Annotated in this window: 15 protein-coding genes; 6 read left to right on the plus strand and 9 right to left on the minus strand. The window is 62.6% G+C overall.

Going from position 1 to position 15,180, the window contains the following annotated elements:
• On the minus strand, window positions 1–411 hold a 411-nt coding region (locus EN984_RS04260), incomplete at its 3' end, for a M48 family metalloprotease (RefSeq protein ID WP_164765377.1).
• Window positions 412–530: 119 nt separating this feature from the next.
• Here EN984_RS04260 and EN984_RS04265 point away from each other — a divergent pair.
• Entirely contained in the window at window positions 531–752 is a 222-nt protein-coding gene (locus EN984_RS04265) for a DUF1674 domain-containing protein (RefSeq protein WP_127271030.1), read from the plus strand.
• A 7-nt stretch (window positions 753–759) separates the two neighbouring features.
• Here EN984_RS04265 and EN984_RS04270 read toward each other — a convergent pair whose 3' ends face one another.
• The gene (locus tag EN984_RS04270) at window positions 760–1,425 is read right to left on the minus strand and encodes an HAD-IA family hydrolase (RefSeq protein WP_127301864.1); all 666 of its coding nucleotides are present in this window, start codon (window positions 1,423–1,425) and stop codon (window positions 760–762) included.
• A 171-nt stretch (window positions 1,426–1,596) separates the two neighbouring features.
• Here EN984_RS04270 and EN984_RS04275 point away from each other — a divergent pair, with 171 nt between their 5' ends.
• The 3 genes from EN984_RS04275 to EN984_RS04285 all read left to right on the plus strand — a co-directional run bounded on the left by EN984_RS04275 (window position 1,597) and on the right by EN984_RS04285 (window position 5,906).
• Window positions 1,597–2,466, plus strand: a complete 870-nt coding sequence (locus EN984_RS04275; RefSeq protein WP_127383644.1) for a transglutaminase family protein — start codon at window positions 1,597–1,599, stop codon at window positions 2,464–2,466.
• Window positions 2,467–2,806: 340 nt separating this feature from the next.
• A complete protein-coding gene (locus EN984_RS04280; RefSeq protein ID WP_127269219.1) occupies window positions 2,807–4,282 on the plus strand; it encodes a TadE/TadG family type IV pilus assembly protein in 1,476 nt (491 codons plus the stop codon).
• 355 nt (window positions 4,283–4,637) lie between these two features.
• The gene (locus tag EN984_RS04285) at window positions 4,638–5,906 is read left to right on the plus strand and encodes a cyclopropane-fatty-acyl-phospholipid synthase family protein (RefSeq protein ID WP_127269218.1); all 1,269 of its coding nucleotides are present in this window, start codon (window positions 4,638–4,640) and stop codon (window positions 5,904–5,906) included.
• Between the two features lies 1 nt (window position 5,907).
• On the opposite strand, the gene EN984_RS04290 is transcribed toward EN984_RS04285, so the two are convergent.
• A complete protein-coding gene (locus EN984_RS04290; RefSeq protein WP_127272273.1) occupies window positions 5,908–6,651 on the minus strand; it encodes an MOSC domain-containing protein in 744 nt (247 codons plus the stop codon).
• Window positions 6,651–8,606: an acetate--CoA ligase gene (acs, locus tag EN984_RS04295; RefSeq protein ID WP_127268243.1), complete on the minus strand. Its 1,956-nt coding sequence runs from the start codon at window positions 8,604–8,606 to the stop codon at window positions 6,651–6,653. Before acs ends, EN984_RS04290 begins: the two co-directional genes overlap by 1 nt.
• 302 nt (window positions 8,607–8,908) lie before the next feature.
• Here acs and EN984_RS04300 point away from each other — a divergent pair, with 302 nt between their 5' ends.
• Window positions 8,909–9,181: an usg protein gene (locus tag EN984_RS04300; RefSeq protein ID WP_013529022.1), complete on the plus strand. Its 273-nt coding sequence runs from the start codon at window positions 8,909–8,911 to the stop codon at window positions 9,179–9,181.
• A 307-nt stretch (window positions 9,182–9,488) separates the two neighbouring features.
• Here the strand turns inward: EN984_RS04300 and EN984_RS04305 are convergent, their stop codons facing one another.
• Window positions 9,489–10,523, minus strand: a complete 1,035-nt coding sequence (locus EN984_RS04305) for an aldo/keto reductase (RefSeq protein ID WP_127268244.1) — start codon at window positions 10,521–10,523, stop codon at window positions 9,489–9,491.
• A gap of 52 nt (window positions 10,524–10,575) precedes the next feature.
• The gene (locus EN984_RS04310) at window positions 10,576–11,757 is read right to left on the minus strand and encodes an MFS transporter (RefSeq protein WP_127268245.1); all 1,182 of its coding nucleotides are present in this window, start codon (window positions 11,755–11,757) and stop codon (window positions 10,576–10,578) included.
• Between the two features lie 119 nt (window positions 11,758–11,876).
• Here EN984_RS04310 and EN984_RS04315 point away from each other — a divergent pair, with 119 nt between their 5' ends.
• A complete protein-coding gene (locus tag EN984_RS04315; RefSeq protein ID WP_127268246.1) occupies window positions 11,877–12,785 on the plus strand; it encodes a LysR substrate-binding domain-containing protein in 909 nt (302 codons plus the stop codon).
• 44 nt (window positions 12,786–12,829) lie between these two features.
• Here the strand turns inward: EN984_RS04315 and EN984_RS04320 are convergent, their stop codons facing one another.
• From EN984_RS04320 to EN984_RS04330, 3 genes are all read right to left on the minus strand, one after another.
• Entirely contained in the window at window positions 12,830–13,879 is a 1,050-nt protein-coding gene (locus tag EN984_RS04320) for an aldo/keto reductase (protein WP_127268247.1), read from the minus strand.
• 177 nt (window positions 13,880–14,056) lie between these two features.
• Window positions 14,057–14,311, minus strand: a complete 255-nt coding sequence (locus EN984_RS04325) for a type II toxin-antitoxin system Phd/YefM family antitoxin (RefSeq protein WP_127268248.1) — start codon at window positions 14,309–14,311, stop codon at window positions 14,057–14,059.
• A gap of 439 nt (window positions 14,312–14,750) precedes the next feature.
• Window positions 14,751–15,180, minus strand: a 430-nt coding sequence (locus EN984_RS04330) for a YggS family pyridoxal phosphate-dependent enzyme (RefSeq protein ID WP_127383645.1), incomplete at its 5' end; no start/stop codon positions are given.

Below are 15,180 nucleotides of genomic sequence, written 5' to 3' on the forward strand. Positions count from 1 at the left end.
GTGCTGCACATGGGCGAGCTCGTGCGCCATGACGGCTGCGACCTCTTCAGGCGTCAGCGCTTGTAACAGGCCGGTGGAGGCAGCAACCGCCGCGTTCTGCGGGTTGCGGCCGGTGGCAAAGGCGTTCGGCTGCGGGTTGTCGATCAGATAGGTCTTCGGCATCGGCAGGCCGGCCTGTTTGGCCATTGCCTGGACGATGGCGTAATATTCGGGCGCGTTCCTTTCGTCGACCTCGACGGCACGGTTCATCGACAGCACCATCTTGTCGGCATTCCAGTAGCTGAACAGATTGGTGCCGGCCGCGAACAGGAAGGCGATCATCATGCCGCCGGTGCCGCCGATCAAAAAGCCGACGCCCATGAACAGCGCCGTCATCGCGGCAAGAAGCATGGCGGTGCGGATGGTGTTCATCGTCTGCTCCTGTCGAAATGGCACCGAAAAGGGGTCGATCGTCGTGCGTTCATGGCTATATGATGGGAAACGCCAGTTCCTGTTTCAATTGACTGGGCTCAATCTGCCGAGATTATCGCATGACCGACGAAATCAGTAAAACAGGCGCCGCTTCTGCCGAAACGGCATCGCAGAGAGAGCTAACGCCGGCCGCACGCCGTGCGTTGGCCGAGGCCGCAGCGCGGCGGGAAGACTACCGCGAAAAGGAGGCCGCGCTGCCGAAGGAGATCGGTGGCCGCGGCGGCAAGGAGCCAGGGCGCTACGGCGACTGGGAGGTAAAGGGCCTCACCAGCGATTTCTAGATGCCGCCTAGGCGGCGTTGCGCTGCGGCTCGAGCGCGATCCAGCCACGCTCGTCGACGGTGATGCCGACCATGTCGTAGCCTGCGATCGCGGCATGTTGCGTTGGCAAGGGGTGCTTGTGCGTGGCGCTGATGACCATGACCGCCGCGCCCGCCGCTTCGGCTGCCGCGATGCCAGCTGGAGCATCCTCGAAGACGAGGCAATCGCGCGCGTCGAAGCCGAGCCGTTCCGCGCCAAGCCGGAAGCAATCGGGCGCCGGCTTGCCGCGGGAGACATCTTCCGCCGCGACGATGATGGCCGGGACGGGGATGCCGGCGGCCTTCATGCGCAACAGCGCCAGCTCACGTGGGGCGGAGGTGACGATTGCCCAGCGTTCGGGCGGCAGCGAATCGAGAAATGCCACGGCGCCTGATATCTGGATAATGCCATCGAGATCGGCCGCCTCGGCCTTCAGCAGCAGATCAGCCTCGTATGCCGGGTCGACGCCCGGCAGTGCCAGGCCGGTGATGGTCTCGATCGCGCGCACGCCATGGATCGTCGGCAGGAAGGCGGCGACGTCGAGCCCCTGGCGGAGAGCCCAATTGCTCCACACCCGTTCCGCCGAGGCGATGGAATTGATGAGCGTGCCGTCCATGTCGAAGAGGAAGGCCGCGAATTTTCTGCCTGAATACATGATTTTCCTTGAGTCCGGGGAGGCGCTTGGTCGGGTGGCCGAACCTAACGTCTCGACTGCGGCAGGGGAAGACACGGGGGCGTGCTTTTCGATCGGCCCAGGGAACCACGATATCCTCCGGGCGTTTGGGAAGGACTGCTTCTCACAACAACGATCGAAGGGGGACCAACGGTGCTGATCCGGCTCGGCTACGAAATCGCCATCGAATGCGTAGCCGCCACGCCGGTGATTTCAGTGCTCGAGATCCATCGGGACAGGCAGGGCGACATCAAGCGGCAGACGCGGGTGCTGACCTCGCCCGCGGTGCCGACAAGGCTGTACCACGATCTGCATGGCAATGCCTGCCGGCGCTTCACAGCGCCCGCCGGTGGTTTTCGCATCCTGTACGACGCGGTCGTCGAGGACAGCGGCGAGACGGACGAGGTAAACACGCTGGCCAGGGAAGTGCCGGTGGCGGACCTGCCGGACGAAGTTCTCGGGTATCTCCTGGGCAGCCGCTATTGCGAGACGGATCATCTGAGCAGCCTGGCCTGGCAGCTCTTCGGTGACATCCCGTCCGGCTGGGCGCGCGTGCAGGCGATCGTCGACTATGTCCACAACCGGCTGTCGTTCGGCTATGGCTATGCGCGCTCGACCCGCACCGCGGCTCAGGCGCATGAGGAGCGCGTCGGGGTTTGCCGCGACTTCGCCCATCTGGCGATCACGCTTTGCCGCTGCATGAATATTCCGGCACGCTATGTGAACGGCTATCTCGGCGATATCGGCGTGCCAGCCGATCCGGCGCCGATGGACTTCTCGGCGTGGCTGGAAGTGTTCCTCGATGGCAAATGGTACACGTTCGATCCTCGCCACAACACGCCCAGAATCGGCCGTATCGTCATCGCCCGCGGCCGCGACGCCACCGACGTGCCGCTGCTGCACAGTTTCGGCCCCCACCGGCTCAGCCTGTTCAAGGTGTGGACCTATGAACAGGCAGGCAATCTGTTCAACCCGCCCTACCACGGCATCGACAGGACCGTCAGCGCACAGATGCTGGCGTAATCGCGACGCCTACCGATGCGACAGGGTGGCAGGGAGGTTCTTTCTAGGCGCAACTTTCGGGACACATGGTCCGCTTCGGCACAGTGAGCTTGTGCCGCAACAGGACGCCGTCGATGGCGTCGCGATGCCTTGGGCCAGATCATGGTAAGCGGCCGGTAAACGCGAGCGCCACGGTGCGTTCCCGTTTACCAACCGTTCACCTTTGCGGGTTCCAAAATTCAACAAAAACAATGACTTGCTGTTGGGAGGCGAGCTCTCTGCCAGGCCAAGGCATCATCCGGCGGGAATCCTGCATTGCCCTTTCCGCGGCGACGAGGCCGAGGCGAGTGGAGGCTGTAGGATGCGGAATTACGGGGGTCTTGTTCACGCGGTCGGCGGCTTCGCCAGGGATCGCGGTGGAAATTTCGCGGTCCTGTTCGGCCTTAGCGCCTCGGTCTTGGCGCTGGCAGCGGGCTTCTCGGTCAACGTATCGCAGCTCTACAATGCCAGATCGAGCCTCCAGAGCGTGGTCGACGCCGCGGTCACGTCGACGGCACGCGACCTGACGACCGGCGCCACCAACGAAGCCGATGCCGACACATCGGTGCAGGCCTTTCTCGACGCCAACAGCCAAGCAGGCATTCTGCAGGCCGACCAGATCGTGCTCGACAGGTTGATCGTCGACAGGACTGCCAAGACGGTTCAGGCCGACGCCCATATCGATGTCGCGCTGTACTTTCCGATTTTCGGCACGGGCGACATGAAACGCGTCACCGCTTCCACAACGGCGCTCTATTCGGACAAGACCGTCGAAGTGGCGATGATGCTGGACATAACGGGATCGATGGCCAAGCGCGGCAAGGTCGACAAGATCGGCGATCTGAAAGCTGCTGCAAAAAATGCTGTTCTGACGATGCTGCAGAAGCAGGATCCGCAGAACCCCCGCATCCGCGTAGCGATTGTGCCTTATGCATCTGGCGTCAACGCCGGCAAGCTGGCGGAAAACATCTATGCCGAGAAGCAAGGCAGCTCTGAGCTCCCACCCGTCGCCGGCAGTCCGCTTCTCGTCGCCAAGACAGGCAAAAATCTGCTGCCGTCCTTCAGCGACTACATCTCCATTGTCGGCGCGGCGATGCCACGCCCCGACAATTGCGCCACCGAGCGCAAGGACAAGAACGGCAACGCAGATATGAGCGCCGACGGCCCAGGCACTGTTCGCACCGACAGGAACGGCAAGAAATACTATGCCCTGGTCAACCGGGACGATCATCTCGGCGGAGGTATGAACAGGTGCCCTGGTGCGGAGGTGATCCCGCTGACCGCCGACTCCGATGCATTGCTTGAATCGATCGAGGACTTCCAGGCCGATGGCTACACGGCCGGCGCGATCGCCATTCAGTGGACCTATTATATGCTGTCGCCGCAATGGCGCACTGCAATCAGGAACGCCGGTCTCGGCAAAGGCGCCTCGGATGCCGATCCGAAGAAGATCGCCAAGGTCGCGATCCTGATGACCGATGGCCAGTTCAATACCGCCTTCGCCGGGGCTGGGGACAGGTACAATAGCCAGGGCAACCTTGCGCGCGGCAACGCCGAAACGCTGTGCGAAAATATGAAAAATGATGGCATCGAGATTTTCACCATTGGCTTCGATCTGGACGACAAGGACATGTCGGCAACCGAGCGGGATCAGGCAAAGGCGGTGCTGAAGGACTGTTCGTCGAAGGATACCTCCGCCGCCAAGAGGCATTTCTTCGACGTGTCCACCGGAGCCGAATTGGACGACGCCTTTCAGGAGATCATTCGCAACACCGAAAAGGTCGCATTGACCCAGTAGTCCGCAAACGGAAAAGGCCGCCGCTTCTTTCGAAGCCGGCGGCCTTCCGTGTTTCCGTCCGTGGCGCGGCCTTGGCGGCGACCTATCGGGTCACCCGCCGCGCATTTCGCGCCTTAACGGGAAGACTGCTTCCCGAAAGTGCAATCCGCTGAGGCCACGTTCTGGAAAACGAAATCACTCGACATCGGATCACCTCCTTTCGATTTGTTGAACACATACTGATGATGGGGTGCATTGCAGCAAAAGACAAGGTGCAGGTCTGAAATTAGCCAACGGGGGGCTTGGTGCGAGCCGCTTGCGATTGCCAGGCCGGCCGGGCAAACTTCTGCCTGGGGCCAGCATTCGGAGGAGTCGCATGGAGGCAGCCGAAAAGGCCGCTCGCATCGTTCGAACGGTGATCGAAACATTGAAACCGGGGTTTGCCGTCAGGCTATGGACCGGGGAGCGGATCGGCCCCGCCACGGGTCCGGTGCTCACCATCAACGACCAGGACATCGTCTGGCAGATCGTGAAGCGGCCGTCCCTGTCGACGCTGATCGAGATGTGGATTTCCAAGACGATCAACATCGAAGACGGGACGATTTTCGACTTTTATGCCCTGCCGTCGCAAGGCAAGCTCAGAACCAAGCTCAAATCGCTGCCGAAAATGGCGATCCTGGGCGACCTGCCTTCCGTGCTTTTGGCGCGCAAGCAGATGACGGCGCGGACCGATCTGTCGGGGCGCAATCCCTATGTCAGCGGTTCGAGCCAGGAGGCGATCCAGCATCACTACGACATTTCGAACGCCTTCTACCGGCTCTTCCTCGACGAGCGCATGGTCTACAGCTGCGGCTACTTCAAGGATTTCGCCAACAGCATCGACCAGGCGCAGATCGACAAGCTCGACCATATCTGTCGCAAGCTCCGGCTGAAGCCTGGCGAACGACTGCTCGACATCGGCTGTGGCTGGGGAGCGATGCTCATCCATGCCGCGAAGAACTATGGTGTTATCGGCCACGGTGTCTCGCTGTCGCAGGCGCAGACCGATCTTGCCCGCGAACGCATCCGCGCCGAAGGGCTGGAGGACCGCATCACCATCGAGATCAAATCCTATGCCGAACTCACCGGCTCGTTCGACAAGATCTCGTCGATCGGCATGTTCGAACATCTTGGGCTCGCCAACCACGCCACCTATTTCAAGACCATTCATCGCCTGCTGAAGCCGGGCGGCATCTATCTGCACCACGCCATCACCCGGCGCAGCAAGGGCGACATGAAGAAGACCCTGCGCAAGGGGCCGGAGTACAAGGCGCTGCTCAAATACATCTTCCCCGGCGGCGAACTCGACACGATCGGAATGACAACAGGCAATCTCGAGGCGCATGGTTTTCTCGTCTACGATGTCGAGAACCTGCGCGAGCACTATGCCCGCACCTGCAGACTGTGGGCGGAGCGGCTGCACGAAAGGTTCGACGAGGCAATCGCCGAGGTGGGCGAAGCCAAGGCACGGCTATGGTTGCTTTACCTGACGGGCTGTTCGATCACCTTCGAACGCGCCTCGGCGCAGATTTTCCAGACCGTCGTGACCAAGCGCGCGCGTGGTCCAAGCGGCCTGCCGCCGACGCGGGCGGATCTGTATCGATAGCTTACAGGAAGCGCATCGCGTCGCCGGTTTCGACGCGCGCCGGCCGGTCGACCGTGCAATAGACGCCGAGATTGTGGGCGTTATGGCGAACCAGATTGCGCAGGATCGCCGGATCATGGTCGAAGCCATCCTGGGCGATGATGGTGAAACCGCAGCGGCGGCAGGGTTCGGAGATGGTCAGCAACAGGTCGCCGATGGCAAGCTTGCGGCCGATCCATTCCGTCTCCGGAAACGACCCTTCGAGTGCCGCCATGTCGACGACGATGTTGGGACGAAAACGGCGCGGATCGGGGGTGCCTTCCGGATGCAATGCCTTCAGGCGCGCCAGCGAAGCCGTGGTCAACAGATGGATCGGCGCCTTGCGATAACGCTCCGCCGTCAGCGGGCCGGAATAGTCAGGCGCGGCATTCTCGCGACGAAACGGCCGGATCGAGGCCTCGAAGCCGAGATAGGCCGATACCGCGCGGTCGCTCTCGATACTTGGCGCAGCCAGCCAGTTGCCCTCGGGAACGGCAATCTCGAGTTCCAGGGTCGGCGACAGCCGGGTTCGGATGCGCGGCACCTTGTGCCATTTCGGGTCGCGGTCCGGTCGCGCGATCTCATTGTCGGACGCGTCGACAAGGCCGAACATGCGGTCGCCCTTAATGCTCTCGATGTCGACCGAGATTGTCTCCCGGCGCTCGCCGGCAAGCGAACTCGCCGGATAGCGCCAAAGCTCACTGACAGTGCCAAGCGCTGCCTGCATCAGCTCTTCTTGTTTTGCCGGTTGGCGACCAAATCATCGACGACGGCCGGATCGGCGAGCGTCGAAGTATCGCCGAGCGCTGAAAAATCGTCCTCGGCAATCTTGCGCAGGATGCGGCGCATGATCTTGCCGGAACGCGTCTTCGGCAGGCCGGGCGCGAACTGGAGCTTGTCGGGCGAAGCGATGGCGCCGATCTCCTTGCGGACATGGGCGACCAGCTCCTTGCGCAGCTCCTCGCTCGGCTGCTCGCCGGCCATCAGCGTGACGTAGCAGTAGATGCCCTGTCCCTTGATGTCGTGCGGATAGCCGACGACGGCGGCTTCCGAAACCTTGTCGTGGCTGACCAGTGCGGATTCGACCTCGGCCGTGCCCATGCGATGGCCGGAGACGTTGATGACGTCGTCGACGCGGCCGGTGATCCAGTAATAGCCGTCGGCGTCACGGCGGCAGCCGTCACCGGTGAAATACTTGCCCTTGTAGGTCGAAAAATAGGTCTGCACGAAGCGGTCGTGGTCGCCATAGACGGTGCGCATCTGGCCCGGCCAGGAATCGGTGATGCACAGATTGCCGTCGGCCGCACCTTCCAGCACCTTGCCCTCGCCGTCGACCAGCTGCGGCTTGACGCCGAAGAAAGGCCGCGTCGCCGATCCCGCCTTGAGGTCGGTGGCGCCGGGCAGCGGCGTGATCAGGATGCCGCCGGTCTCGGTCTGCCACCAGGTGTCGACGATCGGCACCTTGCCGTTGCCGACGATGTTGAAATACCACTCCCAGGCTTCCGGATTGATCGGTTCGCCGACCGAACCCAGTACGCGCAGCGACTTGCGCGATGTCTTGGCGACATGCGCGTCGCCGGCGCCCATCAGCGCGCGCAGCGCCGTCGGCGCGGTGTAGAAGATGTTGACCTTGTGCTTGTCGATGACTTCCCAGAAGCGCGACTGCGACGGATAATTCGGCACGCCTTCGAACATCAGCGTGGTGGCGCCGTTGGCGAGCGGGCCGTAGACGATGTAGCTGTGGCCGGTGACCCAGCCGACATCGGCGGTGCACCAGTAGATGTCGCCGTCATGGTAATCGAAGACATATTGGTGGGTCATCGAGACGTAGACGAGATAGCCGGCGGTGGTGTGCAGCACGCCCTTCGGCTTGCCGGTCGAACCCGATGTGTAGAGGATGAACAGCGGGTCCTCGGCCTTCATCTTCTCGGGCTTGCATTCGGCTTTCACCGTCGCGACCTCGTCGTGGTACCAGACGTCGCGGCCTGAAACCCAGCCGGTCTTGCCGCCGGTGCGGCGCACGACCACCACCTTTTCGACTTTCGTTCCGGCTTTCGCGGCGATCTCGATCGCCTTGTCGGTGTTTTCCTTCAAAGGGATGGGCTTGCCGCCGCGCAGGCCTTCATCAGCCGTGATGACGAAGGTCGACTTGCAGTCGTCGATGCGGCCGGCCAGCGCATCCGGCGAGAAACCGCCGAAGACGATCGAATGGACGGCGCCGATACGCGTGCAGGCCAGCATCGCATAGGCGGCTTCCGGGATCATCGGCATGTAGATGGTAACGCGATCACCTTTCTTGACGCCGTGTTTCTTCATCACATTGGCGAGCCGGCAGACATGCTCGTAGAGCTCGTTATAGGTGACCTTCTTGTCATCGTAGGGATTGTCGCCTTCCCAGATAATGGCGGTCTGGTTGCCGCGCTTCTTCAGGTGCCGGTCGATGCAGTTGTAGGAAACGTTGGTCAGTCCGTCCTCGAACCATTTGATCGAGACCTTGCCGTCGAAGGAGGTGTTCTTGACCTTGCTGAAGGGCTTGAACCAGTCGATGCGCTTGCCGTGCTTGCCCCAGAATTTGTCCGGGTTCTTGACGCTGTCGGCATACCATTTCAGGTAGGTGTCATTGTCGATCAGCGCGTTTTTCTTCCACGCCGGCTGGACGCGATGGACATGAACCTCGGACATTCCTGACTTTCCTCCCGAACCAATCGCCGGCTTGAAATGCCGGCGGGATCGCGGCGACAGGGCCGCGAATTCGGCGGCATTATTACCAGTTCCGCCGTTACGGCAACATTAGACGTTGGATTCGCGCGGCGGGATGCCGCAGGGGGCTTCCCCGAGGCTGTCAGCACTCGGCCAAGTGCGCTGCTAACTGCATGTTTTCGCATGCTAAAGCCGGTTCAGATGAAGAAAAAATCAATAGACGATTAATCAGCGGCGCGCACAATCAGCCATGGGAGGACAGGCGAATCAACCTGGGGACCGTAATGCGCGACCATGCCGAAATGGACCTGATGCTCAAAGGCTATGGCTTGACCACGGCCAAGATTCTCTATCACTTTCCCGATCACCCGCATCTGCTGCAGAGCTTCATCTGGCAGGACTACGATCTGGCGCCGAAGTTTCCGGTGCTGATCAAGTTCATCGAATTCTGGAAGGCCAAGCTGGACGGGCCGCTGCATTCGATCAGCTACACCCACCAGAAGCTGATCGCGCCGAATGAGTGGCGCAAGGTGGATGGGGAGTTCGTGCTGCACTGAGAGCAGTAGGCAGGCATTTTGTCGACCATTAGTGGTTGGCGCAAACGCCTATCGCGTCGTCATCCACGGGCGAAGCAAGGAGCGAAGCGACGCGGCGCAGACCCGAGGATCCATGCCGGGACTCCGAAGCGTCACAACGGTGCAGAATTCTGCTCCGCTGCACTTTACGGCCAAGGTCGCGGCATGGATCCTCGGGTCTTCGCGACGCCGCTTCGCGGCTGCTCCGCCCGTGGATGACGAAGTTGAGGGGCTTCGGCTACCCCCAAATGTCTCTATGGCGGCCCCGGAACGTAAGACTGTGACTTAATCAAACAGCCGGCGGGTTCAGCCGGGCAAAGCCTTCCTGCCGCCGATACGGGAAGTACGGGTAGGGCGCGGTGACTTCGCTTGCGGCGTCGAGTTTCCCGATCTGCTCCGGCGTCAAGGTCCAGCCGACGGCGCCGAGGTTCTGGCGAAGCTGTTCCTCGTTGCGGGCGCCAATGATGACCGACGACACGGTCGGGCGCTGCAGGAGCCAGTTGATGGCGATCTGCGGCACGGTCTTGCCGGTTTCCTGCGCCACCGCATCGAGCGCATCCATCACCCGATAGAGATGCTCGTCCTCGACCGGCGGTCCGAAGCTTGCCGTGTCGTGCAGCCGGCTCTTTTCCGGCAAGGGCTGGCCACGGCGGATCTTGCCGGTCAGGCGGCCCCAGCCAAGCGGGCTCCACACGAGCGCGCCAACGCCCTGGTCGAGGCCGAGCGGCATCAGCTCCCATTCGTAGTCGCGGCCGACCAGCGAGTAGTAGACCTGGTGCGCGACATAGCGCGGATAACCGTGCTTGTCGGCTTGCGCCAGCGACTTCATCACTTGCCAGCCGGAGAAATTGGAGACGCCGACATAGCGCAGTTTGCCGGCGCGCACGAGTTCGTCCAGCGTCGACAAGACCTCCTCGATCGGCGTCCCGGCATCGAAAGCGTGCAGTTGCAACAGGTCGATATAGTCAGTGCCGAGGCGCTTCAGCGCGGCGTCCACCGACTTGATCAACCGCGACCGGGAAGAGCCATAGTCAGCCGGTCCGTCGCCCATCGGCAGCGCGGTCTTGGTCGATATCAGGACGGCATCGCGGCGGCCTTTTATGGCTTCGCCAAGCACCTCTTCCGAGGCGCCGTTCGAATAGACGTCGGCGGTGTCGAACAAATTGACGCCGGCCTCCAGGCAAATGTCGATCAGCCGCCGCGCCTCCCTGGCGTCGCTGTTGCCCCAGGCGCCGAACAGCGGGCCGGAGCCGCCAAAGGTTCCCGCGCCGAATGAGAGTGCGGGCACTTTCAGGCCCGATGCACCGAGACGTCGGTAGTCCATCTTTTTACTCCTGTGGAATGAAGGGTGTGGGAAGCGGGTTTGCAGAGGACGGTCACGACCGGATGGAGGCAGGCTCGCCGAGCGTGGCGGTGCGATCGAGACGCAGCGCCAGCCCCGCCACACCGAGTGCCGCGAGCGGCAGCAGGGCGGCGACCCAGGTAAGGGAGCCCAGGCCAAGGCCATGGGCAATCACCGCACCACCAAGCCAGGCGCCTGCCGCATTGCCGAGATTGAAGGCGGCGATGTTGAAGGACGAGGCGAGGCTCTGGCCGGCACCTTGCGCCTTGTCCAGCACCCACATCTGCAGCGGCGCCACTGTGGCGAAGGCGGCGGCACCGAGCAGGCCGACATAGATGACGGCCATGACCTGGCTGTGGATGGCGAAGCTCATGGTGGCGAGCACCAGGGCCAGCACCACGAGACTGCCCAGCACGGCCGGCACCAGCCAGCGGTCGGCGACCTTGCCGCCAAGCAAATTGCCGGCGATGAGACCGCCGCCGAAGACGAGCAGGATCGGCGACACGGCCGCTTCCTTGAAGCCGCTGATCTCGGTCAGCAGTGGTGCGATATAGGTGAAGACGGCGAAGACGCCGGCATAGCCGAGCACCGTGGTGGCGAGGCCGAGCAGGACGGGCGTGCGGCGCAGCACGGCGAGATCGGCGCGCAGATCGCTCTTTTCGGGCGCCGTCCGGCTGCGTGGCACCAGAGCCAGGATGACGGCGAAGGCCGCCACGCCGACCAATGTCACCGCCCAGAAGGTCGCTCGCCAGCCGAAGGCCTGGCCGAGCCAGGTGCCGAAGGGCACGCCGAGGATGTTGGCGATGGTCAGACCGGTGAACATCAGCGCGATCGCCGAGGCTTGTCTGTTGGGTGCGACCAGCCCGGTGGCGACGACAGAGCCGACGCCAAAGAATGTGCCGTGGGCGAAGGCGGTGATAATGCGGGCGCCCATCAGCGTCCAGTAATCGGGGGCCAGCGCACAGGCGAGATTGCCAAGCGTGAAGATCGCCATCAGTGCCAGAAGCACGGTCTTGCGTGGCCAGTTGCCGGTGGCGATGGTCAGCAGGGGCGCGCCGATGACGACGCCGAGCGCATAGCCCGAAATGAGCTGGCCGGCGGCCGTGATCGAAACGCCGAGATCCTTGCTGACATCGAGCAGCAGACCCATGATGACGAATTCGGTGACGCCGATGCCGAAGGCACCGGCGGCAAGCGCGTAAAGAGCAAGAGGCATGGCGGTTTCCACTTCGATGGCGAAGAGCGCCGTCCCGCGCCCCGACCCCTGAGATCGTGCTTCCCTGCATTGTGAACCAGACTTGCCTTGGGCACATTTTCTGTGAAATAGATTCACAAATGGCCAGGCCCGATATCAATCGCTCCGGCGAGATCGAAGTGTTCGTGCGCGTCGTCGAGGAAGGCAGTTTTTCCTCCGCGGCACGCGCGTTGCGCATGACACCGTCGGCGGTGAGCAAGCTGATCGCGCGGCTGGAGGCCCGGCTTGGCGCGCGGCTGGTCAGCCGCTCGACGCGAAAGCTGCAACTGACGCCGGAAGGTACCGCGTTCTACGAGAGCGGCCTGCGCATCCTCGCCGACATGGCGGCGGCCGAGCAGGAGGCGGCGGCGGGTGCTTCACCGCGCGGACGGTTGCGCGTCAACAGCTACGTGCCCTTCGGGGTACACCGGCTGATCCCGCTTCTGCCACGCTTCCTCGAACGCTACCCCGAGATTTCGGTCGATCTGGTGCTGACCGACAGCGTCATCGACCTGATGGCGGAACGCGCCGATGTCGCTATCCGTGCCGGGCCGCTGAGTGAGTCACGGCTGGTGGCGCGCAAGCTGGGGCAAAGCCCTGTGGTGGTCGTTGCAGCACCTTCCTACCTCGAAACGCAGGGCACGCCGCTGACGCCAGCCGATCTCGACAGGAATAACCGCATGGGCTTCGGCTTCGTCAGGCATCTCGATGGCTGGCCGTTCCTCGACGCGGACGGCCGCGCCATCATGGTTCCCATCACCGGCAACACGCTGGTCAGCGATGGTGAGGCGATGCGGCTGATGGCGCTGGCGGGCGCAGGCATCGCCCGGCTGGCGCGCTGGCATGTGGCGGAAGACATGGCGGCCGGCCGGCTGGTGTCGCTGCTGGAGGCATTCAATCCGGGCGACGAGGAGCCGACCCACGCCGTCTATGTCGGCCAGGGCCGGCATCTGCCGGCGCGGGTGCGTGCCTTTCTCGATTTTCTCGGAGAGAGCGTCCGGCTGAGCTGACATCTCCGGAGCCACGGCTCCCGGGATGTCAGCGTGGGCTGTATTTATGCTTTCGGCGTGAACGGCGCCGGGCGGCGGCCCACTGCCTGGCGCTCCAGCATCCAGCCGGGATATTCGGACGGCAGGGCGCTGACCTCGTCGAGACGAAGCAGATCGTCGGTGTCGAGCTTCACTTCAGTCGCGGCAAGGTTCTGCTCCAGCTGCTCCATGCGGCTGGCGCCGATGATGACGCTCATCACGAAGGGCTTGGCCAGGACATAGCCGAGCGCCACCGTGGCGACGCTGACATCATGCTTTTTGGCGATTTCGCGCATGACGGCCACCGCGGCCCAGGCGCGGTCTTCGTTGACCGGCGGGAAGTTGAAGGACGCGCGGCGGCCTTCGCCATTGCCGGGCGCGCCGGGGCCGTACTTGCCGGAGAGCAGGCCACCGGCCATCGGCGACCACACCATCAGGCCGAGCTTCTCTTCGTTGAGCAGCGGCACGATCTCGCGCTCGAGGTCGCGGCCGGCGATCGAATAATAGGACTGGACGGTCTCGAAACGGGCAAAGCCCTTGCGCTCGGCGATGCCGAGCGCCTTGGCGATGCGCCATGCCGCCCAGTTGGAGACGCCGACATAGCGAACCTTGCCGCTGGCAACGAGATCGTCGAGCGCCCGCAGCGTTTCGTCGATCGGCGTCACGGTGTCGGTGCCGTGCAGCTGGTAAAGATCGATATGGTCGAGCTGCAGCCGCTCTAAGCTGGCATCGACCGAGTCCATGATGTGGCCGCGTGACGAGCCGCGCTGGTTGGAGCCTTCGCCCATGGCGCCATGCGCCTTGGTGGCGATGACCACGTTCTGCCTGTTCACACCGAGATCCCTGAGCGACTGGCCGAGCAGCCGTTCGGATTCGCCAAAGGAGTAGACGTCGGCCGTATCGAAGAAATTCACGCCGGCGGCGAGCGAATGGGCAACGATCTCGTTGACACCCTTCTGGTCGAGGCTGGCGATCAGGCCCCATTGGGCATTCTGACCGGCGGCGCCGAAGGTCATGGTGCCGAGGCACAGTTCGGAGACGAACATCCCCGTATTTCCAAGCTGGTTGTAGCGCATGGTGGCGGCTCCAGAGAGTTTGTGATGACGCAAAGCAAATAGGAACGGTACGTTTCGTTTCCAATTGCTGGCTCAACGAGCCCGCCGAGTTGGCCTATAACCCCTCACCGCATCTAATGCCGCCATCAGAAAAGCGCCCGCTGCATTCACCGAACGAGGTTCGCATGAGTATGCGGATTATAAGTCTATAACTCGGATCTTCGTCTTCGGGCGGCGATTGACCTCCTCGACGAAGTCGTCATCCCACACGGGACCTGAGAGAAGATATTCCGCAAGCGAAGGTGTTGCGCCGACCAGTCGGTCGTAGTCCTCGGGGGAGAGTACGACAGCAGTTGGCTTTCCGCGCACCGTGATGGTTTGTGGCCCTTGTTCCCGCGCCTGCCGTACGAGTTTCGCCAGATTGTTCTTCGCGTCCTTAAGATGCCAGTTCAAGGGCACTACTCGCTAGATGGCTTCGCTAGTCATATACCAGATGCCGTTGAAGCATGGCAGGGTTTCCGCTCGAACAGATGTGTTCGCTAGTTCCTCGACATGGGTTGGAAGCTATTGGCAGCGAGAATCTATAGCCTCTTTCGGCGGCAGATCGCAAACCTCGGGGATTGGCCTAAACATCTCTCTCGTCGTCATCCACGGGCGGAGCAAGGAGCGCAGCGACGCAGCGCAGACCCGAGGATCCATGCCGCGACATCTGCCGAAGAATGCAGCGGAACAGAATTCTGCACCGCTGCATTTTCCTTGTCGTCACGGCATGGATCCTAGGGTCTGCGCTCCGCTTCGCGTCGCTCCGCCCTAGGATGACGAAGGTGTGGTGGCCTGCAGCCAATCGAATATGTTGGAATTTAGCGACTAGAGACCGGTCTGTGCATCGGAACTATCGGCTGCCGAAGATCGCCGAACCGACGCGGACGCTGGTGGCGCCGAAGGCGATCGCGGTCTCATAATCGCCGGACATGCCCATCGAAAGTTTGGCGACGTTGGCTTCCTTGCCGAGCTTTTCCAACAGCGCGAAGTGCGGGCCGGGATTCTCGTCGGCCGGCGGGATGCACATCAGGCCCTCGATGGCGAGGCCATGGACGTCGCGGCAGCGGGTGACGAAAGCCACGGCCTCGCGCGGCTCGATGCCGGCCTTCTGCGGCTCGGAGCCGGTGTTGACCTGGACATAGAGTTTTGGCGCGCGGCCCTGTTTGGCGATCTCCTTGGCCAGTTCGGCGGCGATCTTCTCGCGATCGATCGTCTCGATGACGTCGAACAGCGCCACAGCCTCCTTGGCCTTGTTGGATTGCAGCGGGCCGATCAGATGC

The organism is Mesorhizobium sp. M7A.F.Ca.CA.004.12.1.1 (assembly GCF_003997835.1).
GTDB lineage: Bacteria > Pseudomonadota > Alphaproteobacteria > Rhizobiales > Rhizobiaceae > Mesorhizobium.